Raw genomic sequence first — 21,168 nt, forward strand, 5'->3', positions numbered from 1 at the left:
TCACTTGTGCCTGTGGTGCCTGTCCTACTTGGTGAAGCCGTAGTTGAGCAGCTTCGTCGCGTCCGACTTGCGCGTGGTCAGGTTGGTCGAGGTGAGGACCGTGCCGATGACCGTCTTGCCGTTCCGCGTGGCCGCGAAGACCAGGCAGTACTTGGCCTCCGGGCCGGAACCGGTCTTCACGCCGATCGCGCCGGTGTAGCTCCCGAGCAGCGGGTTGGTGTTCTCCCACGGGGCCATCGTCCGCGTGCCGCCGGACTTCGTGGTCGTCTTCGCCGTGTACTTCTTCGTCTTGACGACCGTGCGGAACGTGGAGTTCTTCATGGCGCTGCTGGCGATCTTCGTCAGGTCGCGCGGCGTGGAGTAGTTGCTGCCCTTGCCGATGCCGTCGAACGAGTCGAAGTGGGTGTTCTTCAGACCCAGGTTCTTGGCCGTGGTGTTCATCTTGCCGATGAACGACTTCACGCGCGCCGCCCGCGTCGAGCCCGAACCGAACTTGTCGGCGAGCGCGTACGCCGCGTCGCAGCCGGACGGCAGCATCAGCCCGTACAGCAACTGGCGGACGGTGACCTTGTCGCCGACGATCAACTTGGCGTTCGACGCCCAGTTGTTGTCGACGATGTAGTCGCTGTACGCCTTCTGGACCGTGACCTTGCTGTCCAGGTTGAGGTTCGACTGCTTCAGCACCACCAGGGCCGTCATGATCTTGGTGGTCGAGCCGGTGGAGCGACGCGTGTCGGCAGCCTTGGTGTAGAGCGACTTGCCGGTCGCGTTGTTCATCACGTAGCCGCCCTTGGCGGCGATCGTGGGCGCCGTGGCGGCCTGCGCCGGCGCAACGGTGAGGGCTCCGGTCGCGAGCATGGCGCCGGTGGTGACGGCGACGGCCGCGGCTCTACGGAGACGGGTGCCCTTAATGCCGGTTATCAAGTGAAGTACCCCGATTGCGTTGAATGCCCCAGGCGTGCGGCCGAATTGAGGACGAGGGGAAAGGAGCCGCACGTGTCTGACTTGTAACTAGCACAGTTGGTTGTGCCGTTGCCGAGGGGGACCCGCCCTTTGCCACAGACGTGTGACATTGGAGGCCGCGTGAGTCCGCATTCTGGACGGATACATCCATGCGTACCTGTTGTATCTATGCTGTCGGCATGACCCTGGCCGTGAAGCACCCTCCCGCCGCCGACCGCGTGTACACCCACGTCAAGCAGGGCGTCCTGGAGCGCCGCTACGAGGGCGGGACCCTGCTCACCGAGGGCGAACTCGCCGAGGCCGTCGGCGTCTCCCGCACGCCGGTGCGCGAGGCGCTGCTCCGGCTGGAGGCCGAGGGGCTGATCAGGCTCTACCCGAAGAAGGGCGCCCTCGTGCTGCCCGTCTCCGCGCAGGAGATCGCCGACGTCGTGGAGACCCGGCTGCTCGTCGAGGAGCACGCGGCGCGCAAGGCCGTGCCCGCGCCCCCCGGGCTCATCGAGCGCCTCGAAGCGCTGCTCGCCCGGCAGAAGGAGCAGGCCGCCGCCGGAGACCTGGCCGCGGCCGCCGTCACCGACCGCTGCTTCCACGCCGAGATCGTCCGTAGCGGCGGCAACGAGATCCTCTCCCGCCTCTACGACCAGCTTCGCGACCGCCAGCTCCGCATGGGCGTCGCCGTCCTGCACTCCCACCCCGACCGGATCGCCAAGACCCTCACCGAACACGAGGAGATCCTCGAAGCGCTGCGCTCCGGGGACGCCGAGGCGGCCGTCGGGCTCGTCCACCGGCACGTCGGCTGGTTCTCGCACCTGGCGCGGGGGGAAGTCCGATGAGCCCCGGCATACTGCCCGGCGATCCACCGGGCGGCCGGCGGGCCCTGGCCGTCTGGGGCACGGGCGTCTCGGTCTACTTCGTCGCGGTCATCTTCCGCACGTCCCTGGGCGTGGCCGGCCTCGACGCCGCCGACCGCTTCCACGTCAACGCCTCGGCCCTGTCCACCTTCTCCATCCTCCAGCTACTGGTCTACGCGGGCATGCAGATACCCGTCGGCCTGCTCGTGGACCGGCTCGGCACCAAGAAGGTGCTGGCGCTGGGGGCGGTGCTGTTCACCGCCGGGCAGCTCGGCTTCGCGTTCTCCCCGTCGTACGGCACGGCGCTCGCCTCCCGGGCGCTGCTCGGCTGCGGTGACGCGCTGACCTTCATCAGCGTGCTGCGGCTGGGCACCCGGTGGTTCCCGGCCCGGCGCGGGCCGCTCGTCGCCCAGTTCGCGGGCCTGGTGGGCATGGCGGGCAACCTCGTCTCCACGCTCGTCCTGGCCCGGCTGCTGCACGGCATCGGCTGGACGGCGGCGTTCGCGGGCAGCGCGGTCGCCGGGGCCGTGGTGTTCGTGCTGGTGCTGCTGTTCCTGAAGGACCACCCGGAGGGCCACGAGCCGGAGCCGCTCCCGCACCAGGGCGCGGCCTACGTACGGCGCCAGATCGCCGCCTCCTGGCGGGAGCCGGGGACGCGGCTCGGGATGTGGGTGCACTTCACGACCCAGTTCCCGGCGATGGTCTTCCTGCTCCTGTGGGGCCTGCCGTTCCTGGTCGAGGCACAGGGGCTGTCCCGCGCCACCGCCGGTGAACTCCTCACGCTCGTCGTGCTGTCGAACATGGGCGTCGGCATGGTCTACGGCCAGATCGTCGCCCGGCACCACGAGGCCCGGCTGCCCATCGCGCTCGCCACGGTCGGCACGACGGCGGTCCTGTGGGCGGCGACGCTGGCCTACCCGGGCGAGCACGCCCCGATGTGGCTGCTGATCGTGCTGTGCACGGTCCTCGGGGCGTGCGGGCCCGCGTCGATGATCGGCTTCGACTTCGCCCGTCCGGCGAACCCGCCCGAGCGGCAGGGCACGGCCTCCGGCATCACCAACATGGGCGGCTTCGTGGCCTCCATGACCACGCTGTTCGCCGTCGGTGTCCTGCTGGACGCCACCGGCGACGACTACGGCATCGCCTTCTCGGCGGTGTTCGTACTCCAGGCACTCGGAGTCAGCCAGATCCTGCGTCTGCGCAAGCGTGCCATCCGGCGCGAACGGGAACGCCTGGTGGCGAGCCGGGTCGAGACGGTGCACGTCCCGGCGTGACGTGGGTCAGGCGGTCGGTACGAGGGTGAGGTAGGCCAGCCCCAGGACGCCGCGGTACGTCAGCCACCGCGCACGGTGCAGGTCCGCGCGCTCCCTGGTCTCGGCCGCGAGCGGATGCCCGGGGTGCCCGGCGAGCCACACCTCGACGTCCGCCAGGTACGCCGACTCGAACTCCTCCCACTCGTCGAGGCTCGCGGTCTCCGTCCACTCCGGCCTGAACCCGGCCTCGATCGCCAGGTCCACGAGGGTCGCGAGGTCGTGGTGGTCGGTGACGGCGGCGTCCGGCCACATGCCGGACAGCTCTGCCGGGGTCGGGGTGCGCTGCCAGAACCCTTCGCCGAGCAGTACACGACCGCCGTCGGCGACCCGCAGGCGGAGTTCCTTCAGGGCCTCGGGGAGCCGGTCGCCGAGGGCCTGGCTCGCGCCCAGGCACAGGACGAGGTCGGCGGGCTCGTGGGTCGTCTCGGTGGCGGACCCCTCGATGAAACGGACCCGGTCGGCCCGGCCGCGTGCCGTGGCGGCCTGGCGGGCCCGGGCCAGGGCTTCCGTGTCGATGTCGATGCCGGTGCCGGTGGCGTCCGGGGCGGCGGTCAGGACACGGAGCATGAGCTCGGCCCAGCCGCAGCCGATGTCCAGGACGGTGGTGGGGGTGTTGCGGGTGAGCCGGCTTATGAGGCGGTCTGCCCGTGCCTCCGACAGCGGGCCGTGGAAGGTGAGTCGGGTGTGGCGGGGTGGGGTGGTGGTCATGGGCGGGACGCTACGTGGGGTGGTGGGACTGCGGCACGGGGTTTTCGGGCCCTGGGGGTTGGGGCCGGGGCCGGGTGGGTGCGCAGCTCGGCGTGACGAGGTGCCGCTGCGCCCACCCGTGCCGCCCTTGGCGGCCCAATTGCCCGCAGCTGAGTGGGTCTACTGCGTCACCGTGAAGGTGCGCAGGATCGCTGCCGTCAGGTCCGGGTCGCCCTCTGTCTTGAGGCGGTCGGACACCGACTCGGGTGTCACGCGGCCGCAGGCCAGGCGGAGGTAGGTCTCCCAGTCGAGGGTGAGGGTCGCGGCGGGGCCGAGGGCGGGGGCCGTTTCGAGGGTGCCGCGGCCCTGGATGTCGACGCGGATCGTGCGCAGGAACTCGATGGGGCCGTGCACGTCGAAGACGACCGCCGAGCTGCGCGGCGCCCCGGCGTTCTCGGCGACCACGCGCGGGAGTTCGGAGAGCAGCACATCACGGGCGACGTGCGCGCCGGGGGAGTCGAGGTTGCCGGGCCGGCCGAGGGCCGTGCGCAGGTCCTGCTCGTGCATCCACACGTCGAAGGCGTGCCGGCGCATGGACTCCTCGAGGGTCAGCTCCGTGCCCAGCGGGCCGCGCACCTTCGTGCCCGGGTCACGCGACTCGTTCCGCAGCTGGCGGTTGCGGCGGATGATCACGTACTCCAGCTCGGAGGTCATCTCCGGGGCCGTGTGGTGACGGCGGACGTCGACCTGCATCTCCATGTAGCGCTGGTGGTCGTTCGTCACGTGGAAGAGGTCGCGCGGGAGCGTGTGGATGGGGCGCGGGTCGCCGAGCATCTCGCAGTCCAGGCCGATGACATGGGAGACCACGTCCCGCACCGACCACCCGGGGCACGGCGTCCGCCGGTTCCACTCGGCCTCCGCGAGCGGCTGGAGCAGCTCGGATATCGCATCGATGGAGTGGGTCCAGGCGTCGGCGTAGGGCTGGAGGGTGGGATGCAGACTCACGGAACGGGACCCCTCGGCGGTCGGTGCACGGGCAGGTGGTGGCGGCGTTGCCAGTGGGAGGTGGCGGCTGTCGGCGGGTGTCTTGGCAGCTAAGTTACGCTGCTGTGAGGCACCCCGGCAGTGCTTTCGTGTGACGATCGTAGGCCCGGGGGGAAGCCCTTGTAGGACGGGTCGAATGCCAGGACGGTGGTAGTGTGCGCGCCTCTGTGATCCAGATCGCCGTAGATGAGGGCGAATCGGTCGAATCGCGCCGAAGGCGGGTGGCGTCGCTCGTCCGGGAGCAGGCCGGTGCCGATCTCGTCGTCCTGCCGGAGCTGTGGACCACGGGTGCGTTCGCCTACGAGGAGTTCGGGCGCGAGGCCGAGCCGCTCGAAGGGCCGACGTACGAGGCGATGGCGAAGGCCGCGAGCGACGCGGGCGTGTGGCTGCACGCGGGTTCGATTCCCGAGCGTGACCCCGACGGACCGCTCTACAACACGTCCCTCGTCTTCTCCCCCTCCGGCGACCTGGCCGCCGCCTACCGCAAGATCCACCGCTTCGGCTTCGACAAGGGCGAGGCCGTGCTGATGGGCGCGGGCGCCGAGCTGGTGACGGTGCGTCTGCCGCAGTCCGTCCTGGGTCTGAGCACCTGCTACGACCTCCGTTTCCCCGAACTCTTCCGCGGTCTCGTTGACGCCGGTGCCGAGACGCTCGTGGTGTCGGCGGGCTGGCCGGAGCGCCGCCGGTCCCACTGGACGCTGCTGGCCCAGGCACGGGCCGTCGAGAACCAGTCGTTCGTCGTCGCGTGTGGAACGGCCGGGACGCACGCCGGAGTTCCGCAGGCCGGTCACTCGATCGTGGTCGATCCCTGGGGCGAGGTGCTGGCCCGGGCCGGTGCCGACGAGGAGGTCCTCACGGTGGAGTTCGACCCGGGGAAGGTCGCGACGACGCGGGAGCAGTTCCCGGCGCTGAAGGACCGGCTGCTGGGACTGGAGCCCCCGCGCAGGCCTTGACCCACCGGGCTCTCCCAGCCCTCCCGGGCTCTCCCAGCCCTCCCGGGCTCTCCCAGCCCTCCCGTGCTCGCTCACTCCTCCCGCGCTCTCAGTCCTCGCGCTCCTTCTCCGCCAGGTGGATGACGCACACCGCCACGGCGATCAGCAGTGCCGGATCGGCGTCCTCGTGGACGACGTCCACGCCGTAGGTGTCCCGCAGGGTCAGCCAGCGCCGGGAGATCACCGCGAGCAGCTCACCGTCGTACTCGACGGCGAACTCCCGGTCGAGGATCTTGCCGCTGACGTCCAGTTCGTTGCCGTCGGCCAGGGACACCCGGTAGTGGTTGCGCAGCAGGGACAGCCGTTTCCTGCGGATCGTCGCCAGCGGCTCACCGGCCCGCTGGAGCACCATCGTGTCGCGCAGGGCGAGCATCTTCTGGTGGATGTCGACGAGGACGCGCCCCTGGGTGTCCTTCAGCTCCCAGGTGTCCCGCAGCCGCAGCGCCTTGCCGTCGACGAGGAACACCTTGCTGCCGCGGTCGTCCTCGATCCAGTAGTCGTCACCGAAGCCGAGGAGCCGGTCGTACACGAGGAATCTCATGAGACCAGGGCTTCCCCGCCGCCCGCTCCGAAACGCCGCCGATAGGCCGACGGGCTGAGTCCCGTCGCCCGCCGCAGGCGCGTGCGCAGGTTGGCGGCCGTACCGAGCCCGCTCCGGGCCGCCACCACGTCCAGTCGTTCCTCGCCCCGCTCGATCAGCCGGCAGGCTAGCGCGACGCGCTCCCCGGTCAGCCAGGCGAGTGGTGTCGTCCCGAGCTGGGAGCGGAAGCGGCGGTGGAGCGTGGCGGGGCTGACCCGCGCGCGTGCGGCCAGGTCCGCCACCGTCAGCGGCTCGCCCAGCCGCTCCAGCGCCCAGGCCAGCAGCGGGGCCAGGGACTCGTCCGGCACGTCCGGGACGGGCCGCTCCACGAACTGCCGCTGCCCGCCGTCCCGGTGCGCGGCGAACACCAGCCGCCGGGAGACGTGGTTGGCGATCTCGGCGCCGTGGTCACGCCGTACGACGTGCAGTCCCAGGTCCAGCGCCGAGGCGCTGCCGGAGGCGGTGAGGATGTCGCCGTCGTCCACGAACAGCACGTCCGGCTCCAGCCCGACCCGCGGGAACCGCGCCCGGAACGACTCCGCCCACATCCAGTGACAGGCCGCACGGCGCCCGTCCAGCAGCCCGGCCTCCGCGATCGTGAACGCACCCGAGCAGAACCCGACGAGTCGCGCACCACGCGCGTGTGCCCGGCGTACGACGTCCAGGACGCGCGGCGCCCGGGGCGTACCCGTGTCGGGCCGGTTCGGCACGATCAGGGTGTCCGCCTCCTCGGCGGCCTCCAGCCCGGCCACCCCGGTCAGGGTGAAGAAGCCGTCCCGCATGCGCGTGTGCGGTGCGGCGGCACACAGCCGGAAGTCGTACAGCTCCCGCCCGAGCTCCGGCCTGGACAGCCCGAAGATCTCGATGGCGCAGCTCATCTCGAAGGGGTTCGAGTTCTCGTCCACCAGCAGGACGACCCGGTGCGGGCGGTGCGAGGATCCTTGCGACATATGCGATTCCTAGCACTCGTGCGGCACGTGCCGCACCCCGGAAGATCGCCTCATGACCCAGGAACCCGTCTTCCTCGCCCACGCCCTGGCCTCCTTCTCCGAGCGGTGGAGCCCTCGCATCGTCACCGCCGTCAACGACTACGACGTCCGCGTCGCGAAGGTCGAGGGCGAGCACGTCTGGCACGTCCACGAGCACACCGACGAGTTCTTCCTCGTGCTCGACGGCGAGCTGCACATCGGCCTGCGCGAGACGGCCGGGGAGCGCACGGTGGTGCTTCCCAAGGGCAGCGTCTTCACGGTCCCGCGCGGTACCGAGCACAAGCCGTACGCGCCCGTCCCGACCGCGATCCTCATGCTCGAACCCACCGGCACCCTCACGGTCGGCGACCGCCACGACGAGGTCCCGGACCATGTGGACGCCACGACGGGGCACGCGCTGGGCACGCTGTCAGTGCCGGATGACACCCTGGACGCATGAACCACTCCGCACCCCGACGCGCCCGCGTCCGTGCCCCCGAGCTGATCGGCAAGGGCGGCTGGCTGAACACGGGCGGGCAGCAGTACACCCTCGCTGACCTGCGGGGACGCATCGTCATCCTGGATTTCTGGACATTTTGTTGCGTGAACTGCCTGCATGTCCTGGACGAGCTCCGCGAGCTCGAGGAGAAGCACCGGGACACGGTCGTCGTCATCGGGGTGCACTCGCCGAAGTTCGTGCACGAGGCCGAGCATCAGGCCGTGGTGGACGCGGTGGAGCGGTACGGGGTGGAGCACCCGGTGCTCGACGATCCGGAGCTCGCGACCTGGAAGCAGTACGCCGTGCGGGCCTGGCCGACGCTCGTCGTGATCGACCCCGAGGGGTACGTGGTCGCCCAGCACGCCGGTGAGGGGCATGTGCACGCCATCGAGCGGCTGGTGGCGGAGCTGGAGACCGAGCACGCGGCGAAGGGGACGTTGCGGCGCGGGGACGGGCCGTACGTGGCGCCGGAGCCGGAGCCGACGGCGTTGCGGTTCCCGGGGAAGGCCGTGCCGCTGCCGTCGGGGAACTTCCTGGTCAGTGACACCACCCGGCACCAGTTGGTGGAGCTCGCCGAGGACGGCGAGAGCGTGGTGCGCAGGATCGGGGCCGGTACGCGCGGGTTCGCCGACGGACCCGCCGACGAGGCCGCCTTCAGCGAGCCGCAGGGGCTCGCGCTCCTCGACGATGACACCGTGGTCGTCGCCGACACCGTCAATCACGCGCTGCGGCGGCTGGACCTCACCACCGGCGAGGTCACCACCCTCGCCGGCACGGGCCGGCAGTGGTGGCAGGGCTCACCCACCTCGGGCCCGGCCCGTGAGGTCGACCTCTCCTCCCCCTGGGACGTCGCCCGGTGGCAGGGCAGGGTGTGGATCGCCATGGCCGGTGTGCATCAGTTGTGGGCGTACGACCCGGCCGACAAGACGGTGGCCGTCACGGCCGGTACGACCAACGAGGGGCTGGTGGACGGGCCGGGCGGCGAGGCCTGGTTCGCGCAGCCGTCCGGGCTGGCCGCGACACCGGAGCGGCTCTGGCTGGCCGACTCCGAGACGTCGGCCCTGCGCTGGGTGGAGCCGGACGGTTCCGTCCACACGGCCGTCGGCACCGGCCTGTTCGACTTCGGGCACCGGGACGGCGCGGCGGAACAGGCCCTGCTGCAGCACCCGTTGGGTGTCACCGCGCTGCCGGACGGCTCTGTCGCGGTCAGCGACACGTACAACCACGCCCTGCGCCGCTACGACCCGGCGACCGGTGAGGTCACGACCCTCGCCACGGACCTGCGCGAGCCCAGCGACGCGGTGCTCGCCGGCGACGACATCGTGGTCGTGGAGTCGGCCCGGCACCGGCTGACCCGGCTGCGGCTGCCCGAGGAGGCGGTGCAGGTGCCGGAGGTGGCCCACCGTACGCAGCGGGAGGCCACCGAGGTCACCGCCGGGCGGCTCCGGCTGGACGTGATCTTCCAGGCCCCGGCGGGCCAGAAGCTGGACACGCGCTACGGCCCTTCCACCCGCCTGCTCGTCTCGGCCACCCCGCCGGAGCTGCTGCGCGGCGGCGAGGGCGCGGGGACAGACCTCTCCCGCGCCCTCGAGCTCGACCCCGCCGTGGAGGAGGGTGTGCTGCACGTCTCCGCGATGGCCGCCTCCTGCGACGACGACCCGGCCAACGAATACCCGGCCTGTCACGTCCACCAGCAGGACTGGGGCGTACCCGTCCGCCTCACCGAGGCGGGGACGGACCGGCTGCCGCTGGTGCTGGCCGGGATGGACGAGAGCTGACCTGACGGGCTCGGCCGGAGCTCAGGCCGCCACCTCCTCCTGTGCCTCCTCGCTCTCCGCGACCGGGTCCTGCTCCGGCTCCTGCTCCTGCTCCTGCTCCAGGGCTGTCTTACGGCGCAGGTTCTCCACGTCCGTCTGCAGACTGATGAGCAGTTTGTGGAGGTCGTCGAGGGCGGAGAGCGGGACGATGGGGGTGTGGCCGCCGACCTCGGGTTCGAGGAGCAGCAGTCGGTCGAGGGCATCCCGGGCAGTCGTCACGCCCTGGCGCAGCACAAGCCGCTGCTCGGCGGCACGCTGGCTGGCGGGTAGCTGCGCGGGATGCGTTCCGGCTGCGTTCCCCGCCGGGGGCAGGGGCGCCCCGGTGGCGTCCGGTTCACTCGTCCCGGTCCCGGTCCCGGTCCCGGTCTCAGCCCCGGCCCCCGTCCCCGTCCCCGTCGTTTCCGTCGCGTCGGTCCCCGGCGCCGAACCGGACGACGGGGACGGCACGAGGGGCACCTTCGGAGGGTGGGCCTTGAGGGCGCGTTCGGGGTTCGAGGCCCAGACGACGTCCCACTGGTGCAGCATCACGGGTACGCCGTCGTCATCGCGCTCGATCTTGTCGGGACTGGCGAGGTCGACCTTGAAGTGGACGTAGGGCGTGATGGCCACGCCCCCGTCCTTCTGCTTGTGGATGAGCTGGCGCATCGTCACCGCGTTCTCGGGCAGTGCGTCGCTGCGGAACCTCTCGGCGGCCAGGGCGAGGGTCCACAGACCCAGCTCGTTGTGCTGCTGGGACAGGTCCTCGATGACCTGGTTGACGTCGGCGCGGAACGGGACGCCGCCCTTCTCCTTGGGTGCCATCAGGGCCGACCCGACGTTTCGGGTGAGGAGCTTGTCGGCGATCAGCGCCACGCCACCCGCCACGGCCAGGGTGCAGCGGGCGTCGATGTCGCCACGCAGAGCGGGCTCCACCAGGCTCTTGAAGTCGTCCGTGGGCCGGGGCTCCCACTCCTGGATGACGTCGGAGGTGAGGACACCGCCGTTGTTCCAGGCGTTGCGCGCCTGTGTGGTGACGTGCTTCTTGTACGAGCGCCACGGGAGGTCGATCAGCGGACCGAGCAGCTCCGCGAATCCCTTCAGCCCCATGCGCTTGCCGCCCTTGATGGCCTTGGCCTGGTCCTTCAGGGGTTCCAGGAGCTCCGGCCGGGTCAGGGAGTGCAGCAGATAGACGCTGCGCCACAAGGCCGTGCCGGGCGGTGCCGTGACCGCGTCGGTGGCGAAGACCCGGGGGAGTTCCTCCACCGGGATCCGGCCGACGGCCAGACCGTAGACGACCTGGAGATCGTCCTTCGGCACGAGCGAGTCGCCGAGCTGGATGACTCGCTTGAGGGCGCGGGTGGCCACCTCGACGTTCTTGGCGGCCGTGTCCCACTGCTTGAACTCCACGTGCACCGAGGCCAGTACGGAGCGGATCGCGTCGTCGAAGATGTCCTCGGCGGCCAGCAGATGACCGGGGTGCCCTTCCGCCCCGACGGCGACCTGGGCCGGAATGACGTAGGTCTGGCCGATCTGGGCGGCCCGTGTCCCCGGCTCCTGCGCCCCGATGTCACGGGCGAACTCCTCCCTGAGCGACCGGCGCCACCGATCCCGGCCCGCGGCCAGCCGCTCTCCGAGCGGGCCGCCCCCCGGCCCCGGCGGAGCGGCGGGGTTCTTGCCGAAGAGCGAGTCCACCGCGAGTCCGGCCGCCTCCGCCGCGTCGGCGTCGGGCCCGGCGTTCACGGCCCAGGCGCTCGCGAGCCGGGTGATTCCGTCCCGTACGACCAAGGCGTAGAAGGACTCGGTGCCGTCCTCGAAGGTGATCTCGACGGGGTGGGTGATCAGATTCCGCGTGACCTTGCGGGCGAGGATCGAGGGTGCGTAGCTGTTGAGCGACAGGGTGCCGTGGATGGTCTGCCACACGTGGTTCCGGAGGTGGGCGAGGTCCTGGTACCGGTACCGGACGATGGCGCAGGGACGGTCCTGGTCCGTGATCCCCTGGACCTGGGGGTCGGGGATCTCCATGACCTCCATTCCGGTACGGGGCTGGATACCGGGCAGCATCTCGCTCAGATGGGCCCGGGTGACGACCGAGTACAGGGTCGCGCCGTCGACGTTCTCCACCATCAGCAGGCCGGCGGGCTCTTCAGGGGTGGGCCGGAGCTGCACGGCCACACCGTCCGGGCCGGTCGTGGCGCGGGCGACGGCCTCCCAGGCGGCGTCGGGCAGCAGGGTCACCGGGTTGGCCCGGCCCGCGTCGACCACCTTCGCGAGGTCCGCGTCCCCGGACGTGGCCGGCAGTTCGGGCTCGACATTGGACACCAGTACGGATTCGGAACCCCACTGCACGGTGAAGGAGCGGGGGGCGGGAAGGGGCATGGGTGATGTCCTCCGGACATGGGAGCGGCAGGGGTGACGACGGCGAGGGGGACGAAGGGATGCCCGCGAAGGCGGGACGGACCCGGGGCAGGTAAGGGACGGCCGAGGTGGCCGGGGACGGACGGGACCATGGGCCCGGCGCTCGGCCGTCCGGTGGCCCGCGTCAGACGTGCAGGGGACGCTCGGCATCCGGGAGCAGCTCGGGGAACCACTCCCAGAGGAACCGGCGGTTGTGCGCCCGGGCGTAGTGCTGGTAGGCGCAGTACGCGACGAACTCCGCCGCCTCCGAGAGGCCGCCCGCCTCGGCCGAGGCGTACGGCGAGCCCTCGACGAGGTGCGCGGCGGCGGGAGCCGGGGCGGGAGTGAGCTCGTACCAGGAGGTGGCGGCCGTGTTGGTCCGGATGAGCACCAGGGCGGGCGTGCCGTCCGCGTGGTGACGGGCTGACAGCCTTCCGAGGAGGGCCTCGGTCGTTGCCGCGACGCTCATGCCCTGCCCGCGGGCGGTGCCGACGGTGGTTCCGGGCAGCCGGGCGATCACCTTCAGCCCGCGCCGGAGGACCTGCCGGTAGCTCCACTGCTCGGCCCGGCTCGGACCGCGCAGGGGCGACGGGTGACGCGGCCTGCCCTGCCCGGCCGCGAGTTTCCTGGCGCGAAGTGTGTCACCGCGCCGGAGGTTCAGCGCGGGGTCGGCGTACAGCTCCTCGCGAAACTCGGACCACATGGTGACGGCGGCCTTTGACTCCAGTGCCTCGTAGGTCATGTGAAGCCATCCGGCGACGGCCATGTCCGGCCCGCCGGACAGGACGGTGACGTAGACGCCCCGAGGAGTGCTGTTCGCGTTCGTGAACGAGAGTGGTATGCGATCACCCCCGCCGCCGGCGGCGGGGGTGGCAGGCTGGTTCAAGGAAGCGTTCAAGGCCCAACTCCATTGCACAACGAGGGATGTAATGGAGCCTCCGCTGCAACGGCGGTGCTCGCGCGTTGCAGGCGCCTCGCTTCGCGCACCCTGAAACTACTGTCTGCGCGGTGGGCCACCAAGCCGATTAGTGCAATAAATCGCACCTGGGCTGATATCGGTCGGAACTGATCCGATTCAGCCAGGCTCAGATATCAACCTGTTCGTTACGAGACCAAGTGGCCCCGCGCGTCGGGGTAGTTCTCGAAGAGCCACGGCAGCGGGTTCTGTCCGAGCCGGTCGAGGGCTGCGAGGGACGTGGCGATCGCCACGGTCTGGCCGAGGGCGCTGTTCTTCTCGATCACGAACACGAACTCGTTCTCGGACGTCGGCAGGCGCCGGGGCAGCGTGATGAGCCCGAGCTTGTCGAACTCCTTCGAGATCTCCTCGCACAGCTCGGTACTCAGACGCTGCCGCTCCGGCGCCGCGTACTTCTTGATGAAGCGCATGGAGAGCCGCTTGATGCCGTGATCCACCTCTACGGCGTGAGCGATAACGGTGAAGTCCATAACTCAGCACATTACTGAGTTAGTTGCTGAGATATGTGCGTCTTGCCGAGACAGTCCTCCAGATGATGGACAGGCCGGGTGCGGCCCCTTGAGGGCCTACACCCCGTACCCGTCGCTGTATCCGTCGCGCGTGTGGTGTCGTCCGTCGTCCGCGACCGGCGTCGTGGGGGGCACCACCACGCGCCGGCGCCTGGCGATGCTGCTGAACGTCGTGACGCCGATCAGTCCCACGATCATGAAGATGACGCCGACCAGGTCGAGGTTGACCCCCTGCATGTCCCAGTCGGTCGCGAACGTGAGGATGGCTCCCACGGCGATGAGGATGATGCATCCGCCGAGGCCCATGTTGTGTCGCCTCCCTGTACGGTCCGGTCCTTCCGGTCCGCACCCCGGGTACCCCGGTGGGGAACACCCATGCGGTGACGGCCTGTTCTACCTCTCCAGGAACGCCGTGAGCGCGTTCGCCAGGAGGAACGGGTCGTCGGCTCCGCACAGTTCGCGGGCGCTGTGCATCGACAGGATGGCCACGCCGATGTCCACGGTCCTGATGCCGTGCCGGGCGGCGGTGATCGGGCCGATCGTGGTGCCGCAGGGCATGGAGTTGTTGGAGACGAAGGACTGGAAGGGCACGCCCGCCTGCTCGCAGGCCGCCGCGAACTCGGCGCGGCCCGAACCGTCCGTGGCATAGCGGTTGTTGACGTTGACCTTGAGGATCGGGCCACCGTTGACGCGCGGGTGGTGTGTCGGGTCGTGCCGCTCCGCGTAGTTGGGGTGGACGGCGTGCCCCGTGTCGGAGGACAGACAGACCGTGCCGGCGAAGGCGCGGGCCCGGTCCTCGTAGGAGCCGCCGCGCGCGAACACCGAACGCTCCAGCACGTTGCCGAGCAGCGGCCCGTCCGCGCCCGTGTCCGACTGGGAGCCGTTCTCCTCGTGGTCGAAGGCGGCCAGCACCGGGATGGACGCCGGCTTCGACGCACCGGCGGCCACGGCCGTGAGGGCCGCCGTGCCGGCGTGCACCGAGAGCAGGTTGTCCATGCGCGGGCCCGCCAGCAGTTCGCGGTCGCGTCCCAGGTAGGCGGGCTTCTCCACGGAGTGCGTCATCAGGTCCCAGCCGGTGACCTCGCCCGCGGGGAGGCCGGCCGTCTCCTCCAGGAAGGCGATCAGGTCGCCGTCGCGCACCTCGTGGCCCAGGCCCCAGACCGGCTGCAGATGCCGCTGCTTGTCGAGCTTGAGCCCGTCCGCCGTCACCGAGCGGTCCAGGTGGATGGCGAGCTGCGGGACGCGCAGCAGCGGCCGGTCGACGTTGACCAGGCGCGTCGAGCCGTCGCGCAGGGTCAGCCGGCCGGCGAGGCCCAGGTCGCGGTCCAGCCAGGAGTTGAGCAGCGGTCCGCCGTAGATCTCCACGGCCACCTGGCGCCAGCCGTGCGCCCCGCTGTCGGGCAGCGGCTTGACGCGCAGGTTGGGGGAGTCGGTGTGGGCGCCGACGATCCGGAACGGCGTGTGGGGCGCGGCGCCCTCCGGCACGTACCAGGCGATGATCGCGCCGCCGCGCAGCACGTACTTGCCGCCGCTCGTCCCCTCCCAGGCGTCCGTCTCCGCGACCTGCCGGAAGCCCGCCTTCTCCAGCCGCTCGGCGGCCATCGCCACGGCGTGGTACGGCGACGGGCTCGCCGCCAGGAAGGTCATGAGGTCGTCGGTGTGGCCGCGGTCGAAGCGGGCTGGTTCGCTCATGGGTTCAACCTTAACGACGGACGAGGGCCCGTTCCCGGCGAAGGGAACAGGCCCTCGGACAGAGGACGTGAGGGGCTCGCGGACTGTTCTGGAGCGCGGCCTCGTTCCGCTTTAGAACGCGGCCTCGTCCAGCTCCATCAGGTCCAGCTCGACACCCTCGGCGACCTTGCGGGCCAGGGTGACGCCCGGCAGGACGTTGGCCGCGAAGAACTTCGCCGCGGCGATCTTGCCGGTGTAGAAGGCCTTGTCCTTGGCGGAGGCCGTCTCCAGCTTCTCGGCGGCGACCGCGGCACCCTTGAGCAGCAGGTAGCCGACGACGACGTCACCGGAGGCCAGCAGCAGGCGGGTCGTGTTCAGGCCCACCTTGTAGATGTTCTTGACGTCCTGCTCGGTGGCCGCGAGGTCGGTCAGCATCAGGCCGACGATCGCCTCCAGCTCCACGGCCGCCTTGGCGAGCTGCTCGCGGGCCGTGCCGAGCTCCTCGCCGCCCTCGCCGAGCGCCAGGAACTTCTTGATGTCCTCGGCGAGCGAGTTCAGCGCGGCGCCCTGGTTGCGGACGATCTTCCGGAAGAAGAAGTCCTGGCCCTGGATCGCCGTGGTGCCCTCGTAGAGGGTGTCGATCTTGGAGTCCCGGATGTACTGCTCGATCGGGTACTCCTGCAGGAAGCCGGAGCCGCCGAAGGTCTGCAGCGACTGGGCGAGCTGCTCGTAGCCCTTCTCGGAGCCGTAGCCCTTGACGATGGGCAGCAGCAGGTCGTTCAGGGCCTCCAGGTCGGAGGCGTCCTCGCCCGTGGCCTCCTTGACCTGGATCTCGTCCTGGACGGAGGCGGTGTAGAGGACCAGCGCCCGCATGCCCTCCGCGTACGCCTTCTGCGTCATGAGCGAGCGGCGCACGTCGGGGTGGTGGGTGACGGTGACCTTGGGAGCGGTCTTGTCCATGAAGTTCGCCAGGTCGGGGCCCTGGACGCGCTCCTTGGCGTACTCCAGGGCGTTGAGGTAGCCCGTGGAGAGCGTGGAGATCGCCTTCGTGCCGACCATCATGCGGGCGAACTCGATGATGCGGAACATCTGGCGGATGCCGTCGTGCTTGTCGCCGATCAGCCAGCCCTTGGCGGGGTGCTGGTCGCCGAAGGTCATCTCGCAGGTGTTGGAGGCCTTCAGGCCCATCTTGTGCTCGACGTTCGTGGCGTAGGCGCCGTTGCGCTCGCCCAGCTCGCCGGTCTCGAAGTCGAAGAGGTACTTCGGGACGAGGAAGAGCGACAGGCCCTTGGTGCCGGGGCCGGCGCCCTCGGGGCGGGCCAGCACGTAGTGGAGGATGTTCTCCGACATGTCGTGCTCACCAGAGGTGATGAAGCGCTTCACGCCCTCGATGTGCCAGGAGCCGTCCTCCTGCTGCACGGCCTTGGTACGGCCGGCGCCGACGTCGGAGCCCGCGTCGGGCTCGGTGAGGACCATGGTGGATCCCCACTGCTTCTCCGTGGCGAACTTGGCTATGTGCTTCTGGACCTCGTTGCCCTCCTCGAAGAGGATGCCGGCGAAGGCGGGGCCCGAGGAGTACATCCACACGGCCGGGTTGGCGCCCAGGATGAGCTCGGCGTAGGCCCAGATCAGGGAGCGGGGCGAGGTGGTGCCGCCGATCTCCTCGGGCAGGCCGAGGCGCCAGTACTCGGAGTCCATGAAGGCCTGGTAGCTCTTCTTGAAGGACGCGGGGACCGGCGCGGTGTTGGTCTCCGGGTCGAAGACGGGCGGGTTGCGGTCGGCGTCGATGAAGGATTCCGCCAGCTCGTTCTCCGAGAGGCGGGTCAGCTCCTCCAGGATGCTCTTCGCGGTCTCGACGTCCATCTCCTCGAACGGACCGGTGCCGTACAGCTTGTCCCGCCCGAGTACTTCGAAGAGGTTGAACTCGATGTCGCGAAGATTCGACTTGTAGTGCCCCATGGCGACGGCTCCCGGCTCCGTAGAGAGATCGGCGAGGCACTGGATCCTCGCGCTAGTTCACGTACCAACAAGTAGCTACGATGATGCTACCCGTCGGTAATAAGAAGCAACCCCAACCTGTCATCTGTGACAGGTCACACCGGAACGGTCAGTGTCGCGGTGTAGCCGTCCCCTGTACTCCCCGTCATGGTGGCCAGCTGACGGTCGTGGCCGTCGCTGAAGATGCCGTCGCTCTCCAGGGAGAGGCCGCTCAGGTTCCGGACGCTCTCGCCGTAGCCGTCCGTGGCGTACACCGCGTCGCAGACGTCCTCGGGGAAGGCGAGCTGCGAGGTGTTCGTGATCGACGTGGCCGCCGTGGCGTCGGCCAGGCTGCCGTAGACCTCGAAGTGGATGTGCGGCCAGCGGCCCTGGTAGCAGCCGGGGAAGACGCTTTTGAAGGTGACGCGGCCCGCGCCGTCGGTCTCCTGGACGCCGCGCAGGTAGTTCTCCTCGGTGACGCCCTCGGAGTACAGGGAGTAGGCGCCGTCCCGGTCGCAGTGCCACAGATAGACGGCGGCGCCCCGCTTCGGGGCGTCGCAGCCGGAGGCCGCGTCCACCACCGTCAGCGTGATCGTCAGGGGTATGCCCTCGGCCGTCCCGCCCGCGGAGTCGCCGAAGCTCCGCGTGATGTCGCCGCGGACGACCCCGCTCTCCTTCAGGACGTTCACACCGTTCGAGCCGTCGCCGGGGAACGGACCGGCCGTCTCCTCCGGGATCGTCGCGCACCCGGCCGACGACGAGGAGGAGGGCGACGAGGAGGACGACGCGGAGGTCTCCCCCTCGGACGTGCAGCCCACCAGCGGGATCAGGCCCGCGCCCGCCACCAGCCGGATCATCCGGCGGCGGGCGAGGACGGGGAGGTCGTAGGAGAGGCCTCTGTCGTGTTCGTGCGGTCCCTCGGCATGGCGTCCGTTCATGGCACCGACGCTATGAGCGACGGCCGCGGCAATCCATAGCCGCGGCTGTCAAGTCGCTGTCGAGTCACTGTCGGTTCGCCAGGGCTGCCGTACCGGCGCGTGCGCCCGGCCGCTCTCGGTACGCTTGCGCCCATGTACGGCTACGACCAGACAGCGGGCCCGCAAGCGCAGTACGCCCCTCCGCAGCAGCCGATGTCCGGCGGATACGGGCAGCAGCCGCCGCTGTACCCCGAGCCGTCCCCGCCCTCCCTCACGGACGCGGTGCGCGCGTTCACCACCGGGCAGATGGCGGCCGAGGACTTCCAGCAGGCCTTCGCGACGTCGAAGGTCTACTGCCCGCGCGGCGACAACCCCGGCTTCCTCGCGCTGCACAACACCCAGCAGCCGGTGATCCCGATGTTCAGCACGCTCAAGGAGCTGCGCCGGTACGCGGGCAAGGAGTCCAAGTACTTCGTGATCACCGGTTCCGAGGTGCTGGACCTGCTGCCGACCGGCTACGGGTTCGTCCTCGACATGGAGGGCGAGCACCGGATGGTGTTCGACGCGAAGGCCGTCGAGCAGATGGTCGAGTTCGCGATGCGCCGGATGTACGGCGGCTGACCTGCCTATTTCGGCAGGCGCAGTGCCAGGCCGTCCAGGACGACCTCCAGGCCGTAGGTGAACTTGTCGTCCCGGATCCGGGCGGGGTCGATGGTCTGGCCGGCGTTCCTCGCGTCGGCGGCCGCCAGGTGGTCGTAGTCGGCGGAGGCCTCCCGGGCCGCGGGCAGCAGCCGGGCGACGAACTCCGACTCGGTCTCGCCGGAGCGGGCGACCGTGGTGAGCCAGGCGGCCTCCGTGGTGGACATGCCGATGACGTACGAGAAGACCGCGTCGATCGCGCGGCTCGGCTCGGGGAACCCCGCCGTGGTGAACAGCGCCGCGAGCCGCTCGGAGAAGGTCATGTAGTTGGGCCCGAGGTAGGCGAGCCCGGCCTGGCCCAGGACCAGGGTCAGCCAGGGGTGCCGTAGCGCCGTCGTGCGGAAGGACCCCGCCGCCTCGGTCACCGCCGCGCGCCAGTCGGGGCCGCCGGCCTGCGGGACGTGGATCTCGGCGGCGACCTCGTCGACCGCCAGCTCCATCAGCTCGTCCTTCGTGGCGACGTGCCGGTACAGGGACGTCGCGCCCGCGTTCAGCCGGGCGCCGAGCTTGCGCATGCTGAGCGCCTCGATGCCGTCGGCGTCGAGCATCGCGATCGCCTCCCGCACGATCGCGTCCCTGCTGAGCGCGGGCTGGTCGGGGCGGCGCTGCTCGCGGGTCCATACGGACGGGATCGGGTTCTTCTCCGTCGTCTCCGTCGTCTTCGTGCTCTTGGGCATCGACACTCCTCCTGGCGCTCGGTGCTGGCCCTCTGCGAACAGCGTGCGCATTCAGCGTACAGAACTCAAGGGTTGCGCACACTGTTCCGCTGTGCGTACAGTGTGCGCATCGAAGGAACGGTGTTCGCGGGAGGGGAACGGAAATGGACGCTCGTAATCCACGCCGCTGGTGGATCCTGGTGGTGCTCTGCCTCAGCACGCTCGTGCTGGTCGTCGACAACATGGCGCTGACGGTGGCGGTGCCCACACTGACCGAGGACATCGGGGCGAGCGCCCAGAGCATGCAGTGGATCCTCGACTCCTACATCCTGGTCTTCGCCGGACTGCTGCTGACCTCGGGAAGCCTGGGGGACCGCTTCGGGCGCCGGAAGGTGATGCTGATCGGCCTGCTGCTCTTCGGGGCGGCCTCGATGGGGGCGGTGTTCTGCTCCACTCCCGGTGAGCTGATCGCGGTGCGGATCGTGATGGGGGTCGGCGGGGCGCTGATCATGCCCTCGACGCTGTCCATCCTGATCACCGTCTTCGAGGAGGACGAGCGGCCCAAGGCGATGGCGGCATGGGGTTCGGTGTCGATGCTGGGGCTGGTCGGCAGCCCGGTTCTCGGCGGTGTGCTGATCGACCACTTCGCCTGGCAAGCCGTCTTCCTGATCAACGTGCCGATCGTCGCGCTGGCGCTGCTGGCCGGTGTGCTGCTGATGCCGGAGTCCAAGGCGCCGTGGCAGAAGCCGGACCCGCTGGGCGCGGTGCTGTCGGCCGTGGGCATGACCGCTCTGGTGTGGTGGATCATCGAGATCCCGCAGCACGGCGCCTTCGAAGGCCGTTCCCTGCTCGTCCTGGCCGTCGCGGTCATCGCCCTGGCCGGCTTCGTGATCTGGGAGAACGTCACCGCCTCGCCGATGGTCCCGCTGGTCCTCTTCAAGAACCGCAACTTCAGCGGGGGCTCGCTCTCCCTGTCGCTCGTCCAGATCGGCAACGCCGGCCTGCTGCTGGTCCTCACCCAGTACCTCCAGTTCGTGCTCGGCTACTCCGCCGTCAAGGCGGGCCTCGCCTTCCTGCCGCTGGCCGTCGCCGCGCTGGCCGGCAACGCCGCCGGGGCCCAGCTCGCCGTGAAGGCCGGGAACCGGGTCGTCATCCTCGCCGGGATGCTGCTGATGGCCGCCTCCTTCGGGCTGCTGGCCACGCTCAGCGCCGACAGCGGGTTCACGGTCCCGGCCGTGGCACTGGGGGTCCTCGGCCTGGGTGCCGGCCTCGCGATGCCGGCCGCGGTGGCCGCGCTGATGGGCACCATCCCCGAGGACAAGGCGGGCGTCGGCTCCGCCCTCAACGACACCATCCAGCAGTCCGGCACCGCCCTCGGTATCGCGATCCTCGGCTCCCTGCTCTCCAGCGGCTACGCCGACGCGATGCCGGCCGGCGCTCCCGGGCAGGCCAAGGAGTCCATCGGCGGGGCCCTGGCCGTCGCCGGCGGCGACACGGGCCTGGTCCGGGCGGCTCGCGAGGCCTTCACCGCCTCGATGTCGACGACCTTCACGATCAGCGCGATCGGTGTCCTGGCGGCGGCCGTGGTGGCCACGCTGGTGATGCGGGACCGCAAGGCCGAGCCCTCCGGGGTCGAGAACGAGGAGCACCGGCTGGCTGCCTGACACCGGCCCGGACGA

At 70.4% G+C, this 21,168-nt stretch carries 20 protein-coding genes; 7 read left to right on the forward strand and 13 right to left on the reverse strand.

Features of this window, described 5'->3' with window-relative positions; translation table 11 throughout:
* Positions 1 to 24: 24 nt before the first annotated feature.
* Entirely contained in the window at positions 25 to 924 is a 900-nt protein-coding gene (locus tag ACFTZL_RS19410; protein WP_382584016.1) for a D-alanyl-D-alanine carboxypeptidase family protein, read from the reverse strand.
* Between the two features lie 218 nt (positions 925 to 1,142).
* Here ACFTZL_RS19410 and ACFTZL_RS19415 point away from each other — a divergent pair, with 218 nt between their 5' ends.
* Together ACFTZL_RS19415 and ACFTZL_RS19420 are read left to right on the forward strand one after the other, a co-directional pair.
* A complete protein-coding gene (locus tag ACFTZL_RS19415) occupies positions 1,143 to 1,793 on the forward strand; it encodes a GntR family transcriptional regulator (RefSeq protein WP_382584019.1) in 651 nt (216 codons plus the stop codon).
* Positions 1,790 to 3,085, forward strand: coding sequence for a nitrate/nitrite transporter (locus ACFTZL_RS19420; RefSeq protein ID WP_382584022.1), 1,296 nt, complete (start codon positions 1,790 to 1,792; stop codon positions 3,083 to 3,085). Before ACFTZL_RS19415 ends, ACFTZL_RS19420 begins: the two co-directional genes overlap by 4 nt.
* Positions 3,086 to 3,091: 6 nt before the next feature.
* Here the strand turns inward: ACFTZL_RS19420 and ACFTZL_RS19425 are convergent, their stop codons facing one another.
* Together ACFTZL_RS19425 and ACFTZL_RS19430 are read right to left on the reverse strand one after the other, a co-directional pair.
* The gene (locus ACFTZL_RS19425) at positions 3,092 to 3,832 is read right to left on the reverse strand and encodes an SAM-dependent methyltransferase (protein WP_382584025.1); all 741 of its coding nucleotides are present in this window, start codon (positions 3,830 to 3,832) and stop codon (positions 3,092 to 3,094) included.
* 159 nt (positions 3,833 to 3,991) lie between these two features.
* Positions 3,992 to 4,816, reverse strand: a complete 825-nt coding sequence (locus tag ACFTZL_RS19430) for a maleylpyruvate isomerase family mycothiol-dependent enzyme (RefSeq protein WP_382584028.1) — start codon at positions 4,814 to 4,816, stop codon at positions 3,992 to 3,994.
* 194 nt (positions 4,817 to 5,010) lie between these two features.
* Here ACFTZL_RS19430 and ACFTZL_RS19435 point away from each other — a divergent pair, with 194 nt between their 5' ends.
* On the forward strand, positions 5,011 to 5,808 hold the full coding sequence (locus ACFTZL_RS19435; protein WP_382584031.1) for a carbon-nitrogen family hydrolase: 798 nt from the start codon (positions 5,011 to 5,013) through the stop codon (positions 5,806 to 5,808).
* An 88-nt stretch (positions 5,809 to 5,896) separates the two neighbouring features.
* On the opposite strand, the gene ACFTZL_RS19440 is transcribed toward ACFTZL_RS19435, so the two are convergent.
* Both ACFTZL_RS19440 and ACFTZL_RS19445 read right to left on the reverse strand, forming a co-directional pair.
* A complete protein-coding gene (locus tag ACFTZL_RS19440; RefSeq protein WP_382584034.1) occupies positions 5,897 to 6,388 on the reverse strand; it encodes an LURP-one-related/scramblase family protein in 492 nt (163 codons plus the stop codon).
* Positions 6,385 to 7,377 carry a GlxA family transcriptional regulator gene (locus tag ACFTZL_RS19445; protein ID WP_382584037.1) on the reverse strand — a complete coding sequence of 331 codons (993 nt, stop codon included), beginning with the start codon at positions 7,375 to 7,377 and terminating at the stop codon, positions 6,385 to 6,387. The genes ACFTZL_RS19440 and ACFTZL_RS19445 overlap by 4 nt, the downstream gene beginning before the upstream one ends.
* Positions 7,378 to 7,429: 52 nt before the next feature.
* Between ACFTZL_RS19445 and ACFTZL_RS19450 the strand changes: the two genes are divergently transcribed.
* A complete protein-coding gene (locus ACFTZL_RS19450) occupies positions 7,430 to 7,855 on the forward strand; it encodes a cupin domain-containing protein (RefSeq protein WP_382584040.1) in 426 nt (141 codons plus the stop codon).
* On the forward strand, positions 7,852 to 9,672 hold the full coding sequence (locus tag ACFTZL_RS19455; protein WP_382584043.1) for an NHL domain-containing thioredoxin family protein: 1,821 nt from the start codon (positions 7,852 to 7,854) through the stop codon (positions 9,670 to 9,672). Before ACFTZL_RS19450 ends, ACFTZL_RS19455 begins: the two co-directional genes overlap by 4 nt.
* Before the next feature lie 21 nt (positions 9,673 to 9,693).
* Here ACFTZL_RS19455 and ACFTZL_RS19460 read toward each other — a convergent pair whose 3' ends face one another.
* The 7 genes from ACFTZL_RS19460 to ACFTZL_RS19490 form a co-directional block, all read right to left on the reverse strand.
* A complete protein-coding gene (locus ACFTZL_RS19460; protein ID WP_382584046.1) occupies positions 9,694 to 12,066 on the reverse strand; it encodes a hypothetical protein in 2,373 nt (790 codons plus the stop codon).
* 163 nt (positions 12,067 to 12,229) lie between these two features.
* A complete protein-coding gene (locus ACFTZL_RS19465) occupies positions 12,230 to 12,982 on the reverse strand; it encodes a hypothetical protein (RefSeq protein WP_382584049.1) in 753 nt (250 codons plus the stop codon).
* A gap of 206 nt (positions 12,983 to 13,188) precedes the next feature.
* The gene (locus ACFTZL_RS19470; RefSeq protein WP_382584052.1) at positions 13,189 to 13,530 is read right to left on the reverse strand and encodes a hypothetical protein; all 342 of its coding nucleotides are present in this window, start codon (positions 13,528 to 13,530) and stop codon (positions 13,189 to 13,191) included.
* 96 nt (positions 13,531 to 13,626) lie between these two features.
* Complete coding sequence (locus ACFTZL_RS19475; RefSeq protein WP_382584055.1) at positions 13,627 to 13,875, reverse strand: DUF6458 family protein; 249 nt, start codon at positions 13,873 to 13,875, stop codon at positions 13,627 to 13,629.
* A gap of 87 nt (positions 13,876 to 13,962) precedes the next feature.
* Positions 13,963 to 15,261, reverse strand: a complete 1,299-nt coding sequence (locus ACFTZL_RS19480) for a M18 family aminopeptidase (protein WP_382584058.1) — start codon at positions 15,259 to 15,261, stop codon at positions 13,963 to 13,965.
* A gap of 111 nt (positions 15,262 to 15,372) precedes the next feature.
* Positions 15,373 to 17,199, reverse strand: coding sequence for an acyl-CoA dehydrogenase (locus ACFTZL_RS19485; RefSeq protein ID WP_382584060.1), 1,827 nt, complete (start codon positions 17,197 to 17,199; stop codon positions 15,373 to 15,375).
* A 134-nt stretch (positions 17,200 to 17,333) separates the two neighbouring features.
* Positions 17,334 to 18,155 (reverse strand): intradiol ring-cleavage dioxygenase, encoded by an 822-nt coding sequence (locus ACFTZL_RS19490; RefSeq protein ID WP_382584063.1) that lies wholly within the window; start codon positions 18,153 to 18,155, stop codon positions 17,334 to 17,336.
* A 132-nt stretch (positions 18,156 to 18,287) separates the two neighbouring features.
* On the opposite strand from ACFTZL_RS19490, the gene ACFTZL_RS19495 reads away from it, so the two are divergent.
* Positions 18,288 to 18,755 carry an SseB family protein gene (locus tag ACFTZL_RS19495; RefSeq protein WP_189727101.1) on the forward strand — a complete coding sequence of 156 codons (468 nt, stop codon included), beginning with the start codon at positions 18,288 to 18,290 and terminating at the stop codon, positions 18,753 to 18,755.
* A 5-nt stretch (positions 18,756 to 18,760) separates the two neighbouring features.
* On the opposite strand, the gene ACFTZL_RS19500 is transcribed toward ACFTZL_RS19495, so the two are convergent.
* Entirely contained in the window at positions 18,761 to 19,510 is a 750-nt protein-coding gene (locus ACFTZL_RS19500) for a TetR/AcrR family transcriptional regulator C-terminal domain-containing protein (protein ID WP_382584066.1), read from the reverse strand.
* 143 nt (positions 19,511 to 19,653) lie between these two features.
* Here ACFTZL_RS19500 and ACFTZL_RS19505 point away from each other — a divergent pair, with 143 nt between their 5' ends.
* Positions 19,654 to 21,153, forward strand: coding sequence for an MFS transporter (locus ACFTZL_RS19505; RefSeq protein ID WP_382584068.1), 1,500 nt, complete (start codon positions 19,654 to 19,656; stop codon positions 21,151 to 21,153).
* Positions 21,154 to 21,168: the final 15 nt, after the last annotated feature.

Source organism: Streptomyces sp. NPDC056948, assembly GCF_042674225.1.
GTDB lineage: Bacteria > Actinomycetota > Actinomycetes > Streptomycetales > Streptomycetaceae > Streptomyces > Streptomyces purpurascens.